This is a genomic window from uncultured Corynebacterium sp., from assembly GCF_902782855.1.
In the GTDB taxonomy this organism is placed as follows: domain Bacteria; phylum Actinomycetota; class Actinomycetes; order Mycobacteriales; family Mycobacteriaceae; genus Corynebacterium.
Window position 1 is genome coordinate 1 of sequence record NZ_CACZOO010000111.1, and the last position, 15,642, is coordinate 15,642.

Annotated in this window: 14 protein-coding genes, 2 tRNA genes and 1 pseudogene; 8 read left to right on the plus strand and 9 right to left on the minus strand. The window is 68.4% G+C overall.

The features are described from left to right. Positions 1-214 (plus strand): annotated as a pseudogene (locus QZV72_RS05165) (hypothetical protein); the annotation flags it as partial. 1 nt (position 215) lies between these two features. Here the strand turns inward: QZV72_RS05165 and QZV72_RS05170 are convergent. The 7 genes from QZV72_RS05170 to QZV72_RS05200 form a co-directional block, all read right to left on the minus strand. Further along, positions 216-289: transfer RNA gene (locus tag QZV72_RS05170), tRNA-Leu, on the minus strand. A gap of 12 nt (positions 290-301) precedes the next feature. Next, positions 302-1,249: a Ppx/GppA phosphatase family protein gene (locus QZV72_RS05175; protein ID WP_297006005.1), complete on the minus strand. Its 948-nt coding sequence runs from the start codon at positions 1,247-1,249 to the stop codon at positions 302-304. Further along, positions 1,246-1,812 carry a DUF501 domain-containing protein gene (locus QZV72_RS05180; protein ID WP_297006006.1) on the minus strand — a complete coding sequence of 189 codons (567 nt, stop codon included), beginning with the start codon at positions 1,810-1,812 and terminating at the stop codon, positions 1,246-1,248. Before QZV72_RS05180 ends, QZV72_RS05175 begins: the two co-directional genes overlap by 4 nt. A gap of 26 nt (positions 1,813-1,838) precedes the next feature. Next, positions 1,839-2,414 (minus strand): septum formation initiator family protein, encoded by a 576-nt coding sequence (locus QZV72_RS05185; protein WP_297006007.1) that lies wholly within the window; start codon positions 2,412-2,414, stop codon positions 1,839-1,841. 10 nt (positions 2,415-2,424) lie between these two features. Further along, a complete protein-coding gene (gene eno, locus QZV72_RS05190; protein ID WP_297006008.1) occupies positions 2,425-3,705 on the minus strand; it encodes a phosphopyruvate hydratase in 1,281 nt (426 codons plus the stop codon). Between the two features lie 75 nt (positions 3,706-3,780). Next, positions 3,781-4,443 (minus strand): hypothetical protein, encoded by a 663-nt coding sequence (locus QZV72_RS05195; protein ID WP_297006009.1) that lies wholly within the window; start codon positions 4,441-4,443, stop codon positions 3,781-3,783. Further along, positions 4,440-5,138 (minus strand): metal-dependent transcriptional regulator, encoded by a 699-nt coding sequence (locus tag QZV72_RS05200; RefSeq protein WP_297006010.1) that lies wholly within the window; start codon positions 5,136-5,138, stop codon positions 4,440-4,442. The genes QZV72_RS05195 and QZV72_RS05200 overlap by 4 nt, the downstream gene beginning before the upstream one ends. A 111-nt stretch (positions 5,139-5,249) precedes the next feature. Here QZV72_RS05200 and QZV72_RS05205 point away from each other — a divergent pair, with 111 nt between their 5' ends. The 3 genes from QZV72_RS05205 to QZV72_RS05215 are packed head-to-tail and all read left to right on the plus strand — an operon-like array spanning position 5,250 to position 7,730. Then, positions 5,250-6,146, plus strand: a complete 897-nt coding sequence (locus tag QZV72_RS05205; protein ID WP_297006012.1) for a metal ABC transporter solute-binding protein, Zn/Mn family — start codon at positions 5,250-5,252, stop codon at positions 6,144-6,146. Beyond that, the gene (locus tag QZV72_RS05210) at positions 6,143-6,847 is read left to right on the plus strand and encodes a metal ABC transporter ATP-binding protein (RefSeq protein WP_297006014.1); all 705 of its coding nucleotides are present in this window, start codon (positions 6,143-6,145) and stop codon (positions 6,845-6,847) included. Before QZV72_RS05205 ends, QZV72_RS05210 begins: the two co-directional genes overlap by 4 nt. Before the next feature lies 1 nt (position 6,848). Next, positions 6,849-7,730 carry a metal ABC transporter permease gene (locus QZV72_RS05215; protein ID WP_297006016.1) on the plus strand — a complete coding sequence of 294 codons (882 nt, stop codon included), beginning with the start codon at positions 6,849-6,851 and terminating at the stop codon, positions 7,728-7,730. On the opposite strand, the gene QZV72_RS05220 is transcribed toward QZV72_RS05215, so the two are convergent. After that, a complete protein-coding gene (locus QZV72_RS05220) occupies positions 7,642-8,727 on the minus strand; it encodes a MazG nucleotide pyrophosphohydrolase domain-containing protein (RefSeq protein WP_297006017.1) in 1,086 nt (361 codons plus the stop codon). The two genes, QZV72_RS05215 and QZV72_RS05220, sit on opposite strands and share 89 nt — an antisense overlap. A gap of 10 nt (positions 8,728-8,737) precedes the next feature. After that, a complete protein-coding gene (mfd, locus tag QZV72_RS05225) occupies positions 8,738-12,427 on the minus strand; it encodes a transcription-repair coupling factor (protein ID WP_297006018.1) in 3,690 nt (1,229 codons plus the stop codon). An 82-nt stretch (positions 12,428-12,509) separates the two neighbouring features. On the opposite strand from mfd, the gene QZV72_RS05230 reads away from it, so the two are divergent. The 4 genes from QZV72_RS05230 to QZV72_RS05245 all read left to right on the plus strand — a co-directional run. Beyond that, a tRNA-Gln gene (locus tag QZV72_RS05230) sits at positions 12,510-12,580 on the plus strand. Between the two features lie 24 nt (positions 12,581-12,604). Further along, entirely contained in the window at positions 12,605-14,065 is a 1,461-nt protein-coding gene (gene glmU / locus QZV72_RS05235; protein ID WP_297006020.1) for a bifunctional UDP-N-acetylglucosamine diphosphorylase/glucosamine-1-phosphate N-acetyltransferase GlmU, read from the plus strand. Between the two features lie 106 nt (positions 14,066-14,171). Beyond that, on the plus strand, positions 14,172-15,137 hold the full coding sequence (locus QZV72_RS05240; RefSeq protein WP_297006021.1) for a ribose-phosphate diphosphokinase: 966 nt from the start codon (positions 14,172-14,174) through the stop codon (positions 15,135-15,137). Positions 15,138-15,335: 198 nt separating this feature from the next. Then, positions 15,336-15,642, plus strand: a 307-nt coding sequence (locus QZV72_RS05245; RefSeq protein ID WP_297006023.1) for a 50S ribosomal protein L25, incomplete at its 3' end; no start/stop codon positions are given.

Here is a 15,642-nt window from a genome sequence, read left to right on the forward strand (position 1 = left end):
CGACACCTGGATGCGCCGCGTCACCGACCTCACCGTCCCCTGCGGGCCACTGGCGCACGCCGATCTCACCTTCGACCGGCGCCTCGCCCGTAAGACCGGGACGAGGAAGAAACACCAGGAGCTCCGCGAAGCCTGGAACTTCGCCACCCGCCTCGCCTTCGAGAATGTCGGCGCCTCCGCTTTCATCGTCGAAGAACCCCTCATCCCCTTCTGAGTGCCCCCTGTCGGGCTCGAACCGACACTGCGCGGATTTTAAGTCCGCTGCCTCTGCCAATTGGGCTAAGGGGGCGCACACCACAACTTACCTGTTGCGGGTGATGACCTCTGCGAGCAGGCCGTCGAGGATGTCCTTCTCACTCACCGTGATCGTCTCCAGACCCTGCTCCAGGAACCGGGACGTCACGGCATCCAGGACAATGCAGCCACCACCGATGACGTCCGCACGACCCGGATGCATCACCGGATAGGCCCGACGGACCGCCACCGACTCGGAGAGGACACGACGGGCGGTGTCCCGGAAACCCGTCAGGGGCAGTGTGGCCATGTGCGTCCGGGTCGCGTCATAGTCGTCAAGGCCCAGATGCACCGCTGTGAGGGTGGTGACCGTTCCAGCGACCCCGACGACCCTGGTCACCGCATCGAAATCGACCTGCGCCGCCGCAAGAGCCAACTGCTCCGCGACATACTCCCCCGCCGCAGAAACCTCGGACGCGACAGGGGGATCCGAATGCAGGAACCTCTCGGTGAGACGCACACAACCCATCCGGGTCGAGTACGAGCCACCGCGGCCGGCATCCACCACGAACTCCGTGGACCCGCCACCGAGATCGAAGACCAGCGTGTGACCGTCCTGCGCCGGCAGATCGATCACCGCTCCCGCGAAGGACAGCTCCGCCTCACGCTCCCCGGAGATCACCTCCGCCTGCGCCCCGGCCCGGACACGGCCCAGATGCCGCCGCGTCAGGGCGAAGAACTCCTCGCGGTTCGCCGCATCGCGGGTCGCCGAGGTCGCGCCCATGACCACATCGGATGCGCCGAGCGACAACATCCGGTCGGCGTAGACACCCAGCGCGGCGTCCACCCGCTCCAACGCCTCATCGGCGAACCGCCCGGTGGCGTCCACCCCCTGCCCCAGACGCACGACAATGTTGTCCCGGTTCAGTTCGGTCAACGACCCGTCCGACTCCACCCGGGAGACGAGCAGCCGGATCGAATTCGTTCCGCAGTCGATCGCGGCGAAGACGCTCACTTCAGCGCCCCGTCCCGGTCATCCTCGTCGAACGCCGCCTCTACCGAGGTCCCGAGGGACTCCGGGGTCGGCCACTCCGCGGGGATCGCGGTGCCGGAGAGCTTCGGATTGTGCGCCGCAGCCAACGCCACGGCCTCGGTGCCCAGCCGAACCCGGTCAGGCCCCTCCGCCAGGGCATAGGCAATGAGCACGTGCAGGCACTTCACACGGTCGGGCATGCCGCCACCGGAGAACTCCGTACCGAGCGACTCGATGGCGTCCCGTTCGGCCAGGTAGTGCTCATGGGCGGCGAGGTAGTCCGCGGCCAGGGCGGCGTCCTCCCCGAGACGGGCCTGCATCGTGCGCATCACACCGGCGACCTCCAGCCGGGACGCCTCGGCGGTGAGCCGGGGGTCGGTGAGGTAGTACAGCGTGGGGAACGGGGTGCCGTCGGGGAGCTTCGGGGCCGTCTTCACCACGGCCGGGCGGCCGTCCGGGGTGCGGTAGGAGACCTCGACCGCCCCCCGGATCCGCCGTCCCAGTTGGCGGGACATGATCTCGAAGTCCTCGTCGGACACGCTCATCTGTTCTTCGTCTCTTCTCGTTGTCGTTACTGTTCAGGCTCAGGGGCCACCGGCAGATTCGGTGACTCCCCCTCCGGCGCCGGGGCATCCTCGGCAGGATCGTCCACGGCATCGGGCGAGGTGGCGATGGAACCCCACAGTTGGCTGTACCAGGGACTGTCAGGCTCCGGCGCTTCCGTGGCCTCGCCGGGAACGTAGTCAGCGCCCGAGCCGATCCCGGGATCCAGCAACCGCCAGGCGGTCTCCCCCGGCTCGACCAGCCCCAACCGGGTTCGGGCCTGCTCCCTGAGATAGGTCTCGCTACCGTACTTGGCTATCTCGCCGGTCAACGCCTGCTTCTCCGCCTCCTGACTGTCGATCCTGGCGTTGACCTCGGCGATCTCCGCCCGCTGCTCGAAGTAGTTGCGCAGCGGGGTGGCGACCGAGATGATCACCGCGACCAGCACGAGGACGGTGATGACCAGGACACCCGGATTCACCGAGGACTTCAGCTGCACGAACGAACGTGCCAGCTGACGTGGTGCGTCCTTCGCCGCACGGGCACGGCGGGACCGCGCCTCGGTCGACCGGGGCGCGGGAAGGTGTTCCGGGGAGTCCGACATACCGCGGAGTCTACTTCGCGGTGAACCGCGGGAAGGCCGACGCGCCGGCGTAGGTGGCGGCACCCTCCAGGTAGCTCTCGATGCGCAGCAGCTGGTTGTACTTCGCGACGCGCTCGGAACGGGCCGGTGCACCGGTCTTGATCTGACCGCAGTTCAGGGCGACGGCGAGATCGGCGATGGTGGTGTCCTCGGTCTCACCGGAACGGTGGGACATCATCGTGCGGTAGCCGTTGTTGTGGGCCAGTGCGACGGCGTCGAGGGTCTCGGTGAGGGTTCCGATCTGGTTGACCTTGACCAGCAGGGCGTTGGCGACGTTCTTGTCGATACCCTCCTGCAGACGGGCCGGGTTGGTGACGAAGAGGTCGTCACCGACGAGCTGCACCTTGTCGCCGATCTCGGCGGTGAGGGTGGCCCAGCCCTCCCAGTCGTCCTCGTTGAGCGGGTCCTCGATGGAAACCAGGGCGTACTCCTCGACGAGCTCCTTGTAGACCTGCGCCATCTCCGCGGCGCTGTGCCGGCCCCCCTCGAAGCTGTAGACACCGTCGGAGTAGAACTCGGACGCGGCGACGTCGAGCGCAAGGGCGACATCCTTGCCGAGGGCGTAACCGGCGGCGGTGACGGCCTCGTCGATGAGGTCGAGGGCCTCACGGGTGGAGCCGACGGAGGGGGCGAAGCCACCCTCGTCGCCGAGGCCGGTGGACAGGCCCTTGTCCTTGATGACCGTCTTCAGGGAGTGGTACACCTCAGCACCGGTGCGCAGTGCCTCGGCGAAGGTGGACGCGCCGATCGGGGCGATCATGAACTCCTGGACGTCGACGCCGGAGTCGGCGTGGGCACCGCCGTTGAGGATGTTCATCATCGGGACCGGAAGAACATGCCCGTTCGGGCCGCCGATGTAGCGGAACAGGTGCAGGCCGGCGGACTCGGCCGCGGCCTTCGCCACGGCGAGGGAGACCCCGAGAATGGCGTTGGCACCCAGCCTGGACTTGTTCTCGGTGCCGTCGAGCTCGATGAGCTTGGCGTCGATGAGCCGCTGATCGTCGGCCTCGTAGCCGGCGAGGGCCTCGTCGATCTCACCGTTGACGAAGTCGACGGCCTGCCGGACCCCCTTCCCCAGGTACCGGTCGCCGCCGTCACGCAACTCATGGGCCTCGTGCACACCGGTGGAGGCACCGGACGGAACGTCGGCGCGACCGATGCTGCCGTCCTCGAGGAACACCTCGACCTCGACGGTCGGGTTGCCGCGGGAATCGAGGATCTCGCGGGCGTTGATCTGCATGATTTCTGCCATGGGTGGTCAGCCTCCTCGGCTGGGTGAAGGAGCAGGTACGTGTTCGACCACCATTGTTCCACAGTGGGTACGGAGTCAGTCCGTGGACTGCCCGAGCGCGTAGTTCGCGGCGGCGTCCCGCACGTCGGCGAGGTAGCGGTCCGAGAAATTGTAGGCGTAGACCGCGTCGGTCCAGCCGTCGGCGGTGGCGAGATCACGGCCACCCGAACACATCAGGCGACCTGCGGCGACAGCGGCGTCCGCGATGTTCTGGGGGTCCCCGCCGTCCCCGTACATGCGCCACGAGTCCGGCAGGAACTGCAGCGGTCCGACCGCCCGGTCGAAGGTCCGGTCCCCGTCGAGCCGACCGTCGTCGGTGTCGGTGATCTTCATGAAACCGCCGGTGCCGTCGAGCGGCGGGCCGATGATCTTCCCGTCGACGACACCGTACGTGCCGTGGCGGCTCTCGGCGTGCCCGAGACCTGCCAGTGTGTTCCACCGCAGCCCGCAGTCCGGCAGTTCCGCGCCCACCGTCTCCGTGGCATCGAGATAGGCGCGGAGGAAGTCCTCCGGTATACCCAGGCCCGATGCCGTCGACGCGACATCCGTCACCGGCCCCGCGGCGGCCGGGGGGACATCCGCCGGGACATCGGCACGGCCGGGAGTGGGTTCACGGGTTCCGACGACCAGTCCGCCGACCACCACGATAACCAGGAGCAGTGCGGCGACGACGCCGGTGACGCCCGCCGTGTGTCTCACTCGGCCGCCCGGCAGAGCACGGCGTCCAGCGATGCGGCCGACAGCTGGACCTCGGTGGTCCCGTCGTCACCGACGACGGTCAGTGCCGCCATGTCCGGGTAGGGCCGCTCCCCGACCTCGATGACCGCCCCGGGGAGGACACCGTGGTCCTCCAGGTAACGCAACAGCGCACCGTCCCGGTCACTGACCCGGTCGACGCACAACCGGTCGCCGACCGCGGCACCCGACAGGGGGACGGTGACGGACTCGGTGACACGGCCCTGCGGATCGGGGATGGGATCGCCGTGCGGGTCCCTGTCCGGGTGCCCCATCACCGCGTCGATCCGGGCGATGAACAGGTCGGAGACCGCGTGCTCCAGCACCTCCGCCTCATTGTGGACCTCATCGCGGGCGTAACCGAGCTCCTGCAGGAGATAGGTCTCGATGAGCCGGTGCCGCCGCACCATCTGCAGGGCGAGCCGGAGCCCCTCCTCCGACAGGGTGATGTCACCGTACGGGGCGTGGAGGACGAGTCCGTCGGCGACGAGCCGCTTGACCGCCTCAGAGGCGGTGGACCGGCGCTGCTCGAGCTCCGCCGCCAAGGTCGACAGTGAGGCGCCGACCACTTCCCCGGAACCGGCGCGTCCCCATTCCTGGAGGTCGTAGATCTTCTTCAGGTAGTCCTGCGACTTGTCGGGGAGTTCGGAGACATGCATGGCGGGGAGTCTACCCGAGGGCACCCTGACTCCCCTGTGAACCGGACCACGACGTGATGTACAGTCAGAGTTCGATGCGTTGAACTTATGAGATACAGGAGTTGGAAATCTATGTCACGGATCCTCGCACTTCTGACAGCGACCGCTGTCACCGCCGCCGGCCTCACCGCCTGTTCCACCGACGACGGAAACCCACCCCAGGTGCTCGCGACCTTCACGATCCTCGCCGACATCGCCTCCGAAGTCGCCGGAGACGCACTCACCGTCGAGTCCCTGACCCGGCCCGGCGCGGAAATCCACGGCTACGACCCCACCCCGGGCGACATCCGCTCCGCCGCGGACGCCGACATCATCCTCGCCAATGGGCTCAACCTCGAGAAATGGCTCGACAAGCTGCTGGCGGACTCGGATGCCAGGCGCGTCACCGTCACCGACGGCATCACCCCGATCCCGGTTGAGGGCACCGACGAGCCGAACCCGCACGCCTGGATGAGCCCCACCCTCGCCGCCGACTACGTCGACGCCATCGCCGACGCCTTCATCGACTACGCCCCGGCGGACGCCGACACCTTCCACGACAACGCGGAGACCTACAAGGCTCGGCTCGCAGCGGTGGAGACGACCATGCAGAAGGGACTTCAGGCACTGCCGAGGAAGCAACGCGCCCTGCAGACCTGCGAGGGGGCGTTCAGCTACCTGACCCGCGAGGCCGGAATGTCCGAGAGCTACATCTGGCCGGTGAACTCAGGTGAGGAGATCACCCCCGCGCAGATCCGCCGGGCGGCGTCATTCGTCAAGGACAACGAGGTGCCCGCCGTGTTCTGCGAGTCCACCGTCGAACCCGGTCCGAAGGAGCAGCTGGTCCGCGAGACAGGTGCCCGTGACGGCGGCACCCTCTACGTCGACTCCCTCACCGGGGAAGGAGGGGACGCCCCCACCTACCTCGACCTCATCCGTCACGACACCGAGACCATCATCGCGGGCCTCACCGGGAAGGACGCACAGTGAACACCCCTGCGATCGAGGTTCATGACCTCTCCGTCCGCTACGGGGCCGTCCGCGCCCTCGACAGCGTGGACCTCACCCTCCACCACGGGCAGATACACGGACTGATCGGAACGAACGGTTCCGGCAAATCCACGTTGTTCAACAGTCTCATGGGCGAGATCACCCCGACCTGCGGCACTGTCGGGGTCGCCGACCGTGCCGGGCACCTGGTCTCCTACGTGCCGCAGGCGGAAGCGGTGGACTGGACCTTCCCGCTGACCGTCGGTGAGGTCGTGATGACCGGCCGTTACGGACACATGGGATTTCTGCGCCGTCCCCGGGCCGCCGACCGGGCGGCCGTGGCGGACGCGATGGGCCGGACCGACCTCACCTGCCTCGCCGACCGCCAGATCGGGCAACTGTCCGGCGGACAGAAGAAGCGGACCTTCGTCGCCCGCGGCCTTGCACAGCAGGCCAGAACCGTCCTGCTGGACGAACCTTTCGCCGGAGTGGACACCACCAGTCAGTCGATGATCACGGATCTACTGCACGAGATGGCCGCCTCCGGGGTGTGCATCCTCATCTCCACCCACGACCTCGCGTCGGTGGACGCCCTGTGCGACACGGTCACCCTGCTGCACAGCCGCGTCATCGCCCACGGCGTCCCCCCGGAGGTCATGACAACAGACAACCTGCTGACGACGTTCGGGACGGTGGCCTGAGATGCTGACCTACGAATTCATCCAGCGTGCCCTGCTGGTGTCCACCGTCACCGCAGTCACCGCCGGACTACTGTCCTGCTGGCTGGTCCTCATCGGCTGGTCGCTCATGGGGGACGCGGTCTCGCACGCGGTCCTGCCCGGTGTCGTCATCTCCTATATCGTGGGCTGGCCTTTCGCCGTCGGCGCACTGGTCGCCGCGCTGATCGCGGTCGGTCTCGTCGGCACCGTCGGGGGACGCACCACGCTCAAGGGGGACACCGCCATCGGGGTGGTCTTCACCGCCCTGTTCGCCCTCGGACTCGTCCTCGTCTCGGTCACACCGGCCGGGACGAATCTCCAGGAGATCCTCTTCGGCAACCTGCTCGGGATCTCGCGCGGCGCCCTGATCCAGGTCCTCATCTTCGGTGCGGTCGCTCTGGTCGTCATGCTCGTCCTACGGCGGAACATCACCGTGTGGGCCTTCGACCCCGCTCATGCCCGCGCGGTCGGCGTCCCCACCGGGCTCATCCGGGTCTCGGTGATGGTGTGCCTCGCCCTGGTCGTCGTCGCGGCGATGCAGGCGGTCGGCGTCATCCTCGTCGTCGCCATGCTCATCACCCCCGGCGCGACCGCCTACCTGCTGACCCGGCGGATCAACCGGATGCTGCTCACCGCTCCTCTGGTGGCCTGGGTCAGCTCCGTCGCCGGGCTCACCCTGAGCTACCGGTTCGATGTCTCCGCCGGCGGCACCATCGTGCTCTTCCAGGCGGGGATCTTCCTGCTGACCTACCTCTTCGCCCCGCGGGAGGGGCTGGTCACCGCTCCCCTGCTGCGGCATCGCCGGCAACCCGTCCGGCCTGGCGCTGCTCCAGCTGACGCCGGAACGCCGACACCGCCGTCATGAGCCGGTTCTCGGCATCACCCGGCGCGTCGGACTCCAGCCCGACCATCGGATAGCGGATGTCGGTCGGAATCTCCGTGTCCGGCAGCCCCGCGGCACGGGCGACGGCGATGACCTCCTCCGCCGCCGCCAGCGGGGACGCCGCGGCCTGCAGACCACCGACGACCGCGGGGAACTCCTCCGCCTCCGGTTCCCGGCGCTTGTAGGGCTCCTTGCCCTCGCGGACGCGGCCCTCCGCCCACAGCCGGTCCTGCTCCTCCTTCGGCACCGGGCGCTCCGCCTCCTCGAAGAGGTAGGGCGCACGATTACGCATCTTCGCCACGAAAGCGCCGGCGACATGGCCGATGTCGAAGGCCCCCCGCCGGTTCGCGATCTCGGCGTGGAAGAGCACCTGCAGCAGGACATCGGAGAGCTCCCGGCAGAGTTCCTGCTCATCGAGTTCCGGAGCGTGCACGACCGCAGCGAGCTCCTCGGTCTCCTCACGCAGGTACGGCAGCAGGCTCGCATGGGTCTGCTCCTGCTCCCACTCCCCCTGGCGCACCGCCCGCGTCATCAGGGCGACCGCGTCCTCCAGTTCGTCGGTGACGGAACCGGGGACCTCGGTACGGGTGGTGCGGCGCATCCCGGCCACCGCGACGGTGTGCTCGTCGGTACCGACGATCTCCCCGTCGACATAGCCGCCACCGGACACGGGGACGTCCGGAACGCCCGCTGTCCCCGCCGGAGGCTCAAGTTCACGGTCGGGCTCCACCGTCATGACGAGGCTGGGCGACCTGACGAGGTCCTCACGTCGCTGCAACCGGGCCATGACCTGCTCGTTGTCCGGGTCGGTGGTGACCAGGACCTCGGCATCGTCGACGGTGTGACCGCCGAGGTCGGCGATCACCCACCGGATCCGCACCGGCACCTCCTCGGTGTACGCGACGTCGCCACCGAGCAGTGGGACGGCGTCAACCGGGAGCATCGCGGGGAACCGTGGATCCAGGAGTACGACTGACATGGCCGTAAGTCTAGCGGGTCACAGGCTCTCCCTCACGCAGGTTGCGTCTCGGGACGCCCGCCAGATCCGTCAGGGCGTCCGCACACCACTGCAACAGGTCATCATCGCGCAGTGCGACGGCACGCATCCCCGACCCCTCCTTCGGGGCCGGAATGAGCACCGTCCTCGGCGTCGCGCGGTACACCGCCGCAGGGAAGAGACGCTTGAGCCGGACCTGACCGGAGTCCGGCAGATTGACTGCGGAGAAACTGATCTTCGTGCCGGTCTGGATCACCTCGGTGATGTCCAGGTCGCGGCACAGCATCCGCAGCCGCGAGACCACGGTGAGCCGCTCGACCTCCTGCGGGAAATCACCGTAACGGTCGACGAGCTCCTCGAGGACGCCGGAAAGGGCATCGTCGTCAGCGGCCTCGGCGAACTTCCGGTAGGCCTCCAGACGAAGCCGCTCACTGGCGATGTAGGTGACCGGGATGTGGGCGTCCACCGGAAGATCGATGCGGATCTCCTTCTTCTCCTTGTCGGAGCCGTCGACGACCTCCCCGTCCGCCATCGCACGGTACGCCTCGACCGCCTCACCGACCAGACGGACGTACAGGTCGAAACCCACCCCCGCGATGTGCCCGGACTGCTCGGCGCCGAGCACGTTGCCAGCACCACGCATCTCCAGGTCCTTCATCGCCACGGCCATGCCCGCACCGAGGTCATTGTTCTCGGCGATGGTGCGCAGCCGGTCATAGGAGGTCTCGGTGAGCATCTCCCCCTTCGGATAGAGGAAGTAGGCGTAGGCCCGCTCACGGGAACGACCCACCCGACCACGCAGCTGGTGCAGCTGCGACAGGCCCATGTGGTGCGCGTTCTCCACGATGAGCGTATTCGCGTTGGCGATGTCCAGACCGGTCTCCACGATCGTCGTGCAGACCAGGACGTCAAACTCCCGGTCCCAGAAACCCTGGACCGTCGTCTCCAGCTGCTCCTCACTCATCTGCCCGTGGGCGACGACGACACGCGCCTCCGGGACGAGTTCGCGGATGTGGGACGCGGCGTCCTCGATGGAACGGACCCGGTTGTGGACGTAGAAGACCTGGCCGTCACGCAGCAGCTCCCGACGGATCGCCGCAGCGACATGCCGGTCATCCTGCGCACCGACATAGGTCAGCACGGGGTGCCGGTCCTCCGGCGGGGTGAGGATGGTCGACATCTCCCGGATGCCGGTCATCGACATCTCCAGGGTGCGCGGGATCGGGGTGGCGGACATGGTGAGCACGTCCACGTGGGTGCGAAGCGAGGTGATGTGCTCCTTGTGCTCCACACCGAAACGCTGCTCCTCGTCGACGATGACCAGCCCCAGATTCTTCCACTGCACACCGGTGGCCAACAGGCGGTGGGTGCCGACGACGATATCGACGGCGCCGTCCGCCATGCCCGCGAGAACCTGCTTCGACTCCTTCGGCGTGGTGAAGCGGGAGAGTTCCCGGATCACCGTCGGGAAGTCCTGCATCCGGTCGACGAAGGTGCGGTAGTGCTGCTGGGCGAGCAGCGTGGTGGGCACGAGGATCGCGACCTGCTTTCCGGACTGCACCGCCTTGAACGCGGCGCGCACCGCGACCTCGGTCTTGCCGTATCCGACGTCTCCGACGACCACCCGGTCCATCGGCACCGGCTTCTCCATGTCGGACTTCACCGCTTCGATGGCGTTGTACTGGTCCTCGGTCTCGGTGAAGGGGAAGGCCTCCTCCATCTGACGCTGCCACTGGTTGTCCGGGGCGAAGGCGAAACCGGGGGCCGCCTGCCGGGCGGCGTAGAGCTGGACCAGTTCCGCGGCGATCTCCCGGACCGCCCCGCGCGCCTTCCTCTTCGCGGTCTTCCAGTCCGAACCGCCCATCTTCGACAGGGCCGGCTTCTCGCCGCCGACGTAGCGGGAGAGCATGTCGAGCTGGTCCATCGGCACGTAGAGCTGGTCACCGGGGCCCCCGCGCTTGCTCGGCGCGTACTCCAGCACCAGATACTCACGGCGGGACGCGTCCGCGCCCTTGCCGATGGTGCGCTCGGTCATCGTCACGAAGCGGCCGATACCGTGCTGGTCGTGGACGACAAGGTCACCGGGCTCCAGGGCCAGCGGATCGACCCGGTTGCGTCTCTTCGGGGCCCGGCGCTTGCCGGTGGCGCGGGCGTCCACCCGGTTACCGGTGACATCGGACTCGGTGATGAACAACAGCTCGCGGGTGTCGAGTCCGCCGTGGGCGACGGCACAGTACACGGAGACGGTGCCGGCACCGGGGGCGTCCGAGGTGGAACGCCTCGACCGGCGCATCCGTCCCTGACCGGTGATCCCGTCGAGATCCACGCCGACCGCCTCAGCGGCGATGCCCGCCTCCCGGAACCGTCGCAGCATCCGGGCGACGACGGTGGCGTTGGGGGCAGCGTAGGCCACCCGTCCGTCAGCCTCGACGCGCTCCCGGACGGTGGCCATCATCCGGCCGATCTCCCCGATGTCACCGTGCGGTGCCGGGCCGGGGGTGAAGTCCAGCGGCAGCGGGTCGGCGTCGTCCGCGTCCCCGTCGCCGGTCTCCCAGTCAGCGATGCCGGTCGGCGAGACGGTCCACCACGGCCGCCCCAGCGTGTCCTGCGTCCTCTCCAGACTGCGGACGCTGCGGTAACCGGCGCGGTCGACGGAGTCCGGATCAATGGCGGCGACGTCCACCGGGGCGGCCGCGCCCATCGCGGCGACCTCCCAGCCCGCGGCGAGGAACTCCTTCCCGGTGGCGATGAGGTCCTCGGCGCGGCGTGCGACCGCGCCCGGGGTGAGCTCGACGGTGTGCGTTCCCTCAGGCATGAGCTCCGGCAGGGTGCGCATCTCCCCGTCGAAGAGCACCGGGATCAGCGACTCCATCCCCTGCACCGGCATGCGCCGGCTGATCTTGTCGAGGGCGTCCGCCAGTTCCGGGTTGCCCGCGTTCTCCCGCGCCAGGACTCCCGCCCGGGCCGCGACAGCATCGGAGATGAGCAGTTCACGGACCGGGTGGACGAGAACCTCGCCGGGGTCCACTCCGGGGACGGTGCGCTGGTCACCGACCGAGAAGACGCGCACTTCGCTGATCTCGTCGCCCCAGAAGTCGACACGCACCGGCATCTCCCCGGTGCCGGGGAAGATGTCGAGGATGCCACCGCGGGTCGCGAATTCCCCCCGCCGGCCGACGACGTCGGCGTGGGTGTAACCGAGTTCGACGAGACGCTCCTGCACCGCGGTGAAGTCCAGCTCCTCGCCCTCCGCCAGGCGCACCGGGACGATGTCGCCGAGCCCGTCCATCACGGGCTGGACCGCGGCGCGTGTCGGTGCGACGACGACCCTCAGGTCACCGTGCGCCAGGCGGTAGAGGACACGCATCCGCTCAGCGACGGTCCCGGTCCCCGGCGACAGGCGCTCATGGGGCAGCGTCTCCCAGGCGGGGAACTGCGCGACGACGTCACCGAGCATGGCGGCCAGTTCAGCGGTGAGATCCTCGGCCTGTCGCCCGGTGGCGGTGACGACCAGTACCGGGGCATGCTGCGCCAGGGTTCCGAGGGCGAAGGGCCAGGATGCCTCGGGTCCCTGGATGTGGAGCCGCGGCTCCCCGACGTGGGTGACGAGACCCCGGAGTTTCGGATCGCCGGCGAGGGTTCGCAGGACGCCGGACAGGGCGGGGCTGGGGCTCGTGCTCATGGTGGACCATCGTAGTGGCGGCGCGGACGCGCGCCGCGCGCGGTGGGTGCGGTACAGTGTCGCCGAGCCCCCGGAGGCTCCTTCCCCCATGGTGTAATGGCAACACTCCGGTTTTTGGTACCGGCATTCCAGGTTCGAGTCCTGGTGGGGGAGCAACGGTCAGTACAGTGGGTCCACATGACCGAAACCTCCCACGCCGTCATCGTCCTCGCCGCCGGCGCCGGCACCCGCATGAAGTCGAAGACCCAGAAGACACTGCACGCCATCGGCGGGCGCACCCTGCTGTCCCACAGTCTCCATGCCGCGGATGCCCTCCACCCCGCCCGAATCGTCGCCGTCGTCGGCCACGGCCGCAACCAGGTGGAACCCGCCGCCCGGGAGATCGGTGAGGAACTGGACGCCGAGCTCGCCATCGCCGTCCAGGAGTCGCAGAACGGCACCGGGGACGCCGTCGCCGCCGGTATGACGCGGCTCGGGGGCTTCACCGGAACCGTCATCGTCACCAACGCCGACGTGCCGCTGCTCACCGGTGACACACTCACCGACCTCCTCGCCGCGCACACCGAGGTCCCCACCGCAGTCACCGTACTGACCATGCGGCTCGCCGACCCCTTCGGCTACGGCCGAATCGTCCGCAACGAAGCCGGCGAGGTCACCCACATCGCCGAGCAGAAGGACGCCACCGAGGCCGAGCGGGCCATCGACGAGGTCAACTCCGGTGTCTTCGCCTTCGACGCCGAGGTCCTGCGCGACGCACTGACCAGGCTGAACACCGACAACACCCAGGGTGAGCTCTACATCACCGATGTCCTCGGCATCGCCCGGGACGCCGGGAAGCCGGTACGCGCCCACATCGCCGAGGACGCCCGTGAGCTCGCCGGCGTGAACGACCGGGTGCAACTCGCCGCCGCCGGCGCCGAACTCAACCGCCGGACCGTCGAGGCCGCGATGCGCGGCGGCGCCACCGTCGTCGATCCCGCCACCACCTGGATCGACGTGGAGGTGCGGATCGGCCGGGACGTGACTGTCCTCCCCGGCGTCCAGCTCAAGGGCCGCACCGTCATCGGGGACGACGCCACCGTCGGGCCGGACTCGACCCTCGTCGACGTCACCGTCGGTGAGGGGGCCTCGGTGGTCCGCACCCACGGCATCGACTCGGTGATCGGTGACCGGGCGGATGTCGGGCCGTTCACCTACCTGCGGCCCGGGACGGTGCTGGGCGAGGAAGGAAAGCTCGGCGGCTTCGTCGAGTCGAAGAACGCCGTCATCGGCAGGGGATCGAAGGTACCGCACCTGACGTACGTCGGAGACGCGACCATCGGCGAGCACTCCAACATCGGGGCGTCCTCCGTCTTCGTCAACTACGACGGGGTCACCAAGCACCACACCACCGTCGGTGACCACGTACGCACCGGGTCGGACACCATGTTCATCGCCCCGGTGACCGTCGGCGACGGCGTGTACTCCGGTGCCGGCACCGTCATCAAGGAGGACGTCCCCTCCGGCGCGCTCGTCGTCTCAGGCGGCCACCAGCGCAACATCGAGGGCTGGGTGGAGCGCAAACGCCCCGGCACCCCCGCCGCAGAGGCCGCGAAGAGGGCCCGTGGTGAGGGGACCGGGCAGAGTACCCCCGTGTGAGTGAGGGGGCCGGTTGGGTCCCCGGCCGCCCGCACCCTAACATGATCCCTGTCATACCGCCTGCGCGCACAGGCGTGACCACTCCACCGAAAGGTCAGAAGTAGCCGTGTCCCACTGGATCGACAACCAGAAGAACCTGATGCTGTTCTCCGGTCGCGCCCATCCCGAGCTGGGCGAAGCCGTCGCCCGCGAGCTGGGGATCTCCCTCACCCCGACCACCGCCCGCGATTTCGCCAACGGAGAGATCTTCGTCCGGTTCGAGGAGTCCGTCCGCGGCTCGGACGCCTTCGTGCTGCAGTCCTACCCGCAGCCCCTGAACAAGGCGATCATGGAGCAGCTCATCATGATCGACGCCCTGAAGCGAGGGTCCGCCAAGCGCATCACCGCGGTCCTGCCGTTCTACCCCTACGCCCGTCAGGACAAGAAGCACCGCGGCCGCGAGCCCATCTCCGCCCGCCTCATCGCCGACCTGATGAAGACCGCCGGTGCCGACCGGATCGTCGCCGTGGACCTCCACACCGACCAGATCCAGGGCTTCTTCGACGGCCCCGTCGACCACATGCACGCCATGCCGATTCTCACGGACCACATCCGGAGGAATTACGGCACGAACAACATCGCCATCGTCTCCCCGGACGCCGGCCGGGTGAAGACCGCGGAAAAATGGTCGAACATCCTCGACGGCGCCCCCCTGGCCTTCGTGCACAAGACCCGCGACATCGACGTGGCCAACAAGGTCACCTCCAACCGCGTCATCGGTGACGTCGAGGGACGCACCTGCATCCTCATCGACGACATGATCGACACCGGCGGAACCATCGCCGGCGCTGTCGACGTTCTCCGCACGGCCGGTGCGACCGACGTGATCATCGCCACCACCCACGGCGTCTTCTCCGACCCGGCCCGTGAGCGCCTCAACGCCTGCGGTGCCCGGGAGATCATCACGACCGACACTCTGCCCCAGAGCACCGAAGGCTGGGACAACCTCACCGTCCTGCCGATCGCGCCGCTGGTCGCGAAGACCATCCACGAGATCTTCGAGAACGGTTCGGTGACCACCCTGTTCGAGTGATACACTCGGACGGTCTCGGCGAGGGCCGGTGAATCCACCGGCCGTTATCGGCGCGAATCCGTTCCATTCCTGTCCCTGAGGGGTACTCTGTGGGACGAACCGCCGCGGCCAGGGCCGCGGCTTCTGTCATGTCAGGAGCCCGTCCTGTCTGCTGCTGAGTCCACAGAACTGACCTCATACACAGAAACGGAGCGCCTCATGGCCACCGAAATCACCACCCTCGCCGCCCGGGCCCGCAACGAGTTCGGCAAGGGTGCGTCCCGCCGCCTGCGCGTCGCCGGCCGCGTCCCCGCCGTCATCTACGCCTCCCACCAGGAGCCGGTCCACGTCAGCCTCGACCTCCTCGAGCTGACCGCCGCAGTCCGCAAGCACGGTTCCAACGCACTGCTCTCCGTCGACGCCGAGGGCGAGGAGCACCTGGTCCTCATCAAGGCCATCGACCAGAACGTCCTGACCTTCGACATCGACCACATCGACCTGCTGGCCGTGAACCGCAACGAGACCG

What these genes read in the sequence shown, in the direction of transcription:
- mfd (WP_297006018.1), bottom strand. Translation starts at nt 12,427, where the DNA reads ATGAGCACGAGCCCCAGCCCCGCCCTGTCCGGCGTCCTGCGAACCCTC.
- glmU (WP_297006020.1), top strand. Translation starts at nt 12,605, where the DNA reads ATGACCGAAACCTCCCACGCCGTCATCGTCCTCGCCGCCGGCGCCGGC.
- QZV72_RS05205 (WP_297006012.1), top strand. Translation starts at nt 5,250, where the DNA reads ATGTCACGGATCCTCGCACTTCTGACAGCGACCGCTGTCACCGCCGCC.
- QZV72_RS05215 (WP_297006016.1), top strand. Translation starts at nt 6,849, where the DNA reads ATGCTGACCTACGAATTCATCCAGCGTGCCCTGCTGGTGTCCACCGTC.
- QZV72_RS05220 (WP_297006017.1), bottom strand. Translation starts at nt 8,727, where the DNA reads ATGTCAGTCGTACTCCTGGATCCACGGTTCCCCGCGATGCTCCCGGTT.
- QZV72_RS05180 (WP_297006006.1), bottom strand. Translation starts at nt 1,812, where the DNA reads ATGAGCGTGTCCGACGAGGACTTCGAGATCATGTCCCGCCAACTGGGA.
- eno (WP_297006008.1), bottom strand. Translation starts at nt 3,705, where the DNA reads ATGGCAGAAATCATGCAGATCAACGCCCGCGAGATCCTCGATTCCCGC.
- QZV72_RS05200 (WP_297006010.1), bottom strand. Translation starts at nt 5,138, where the DNA reads ATGCATGTCTCCGAACTCCCCGACAAGTCGCAGGACTACCTGAAGAAG.
- QZV72_RS05185 (WP_297006007.1), bottom strand. Translation starts at nt 2,414, where the DNA reads ATGTCGGACTCCCCGGAACACCTTCCCGCGCCCCGGTCGACCGAGGCG.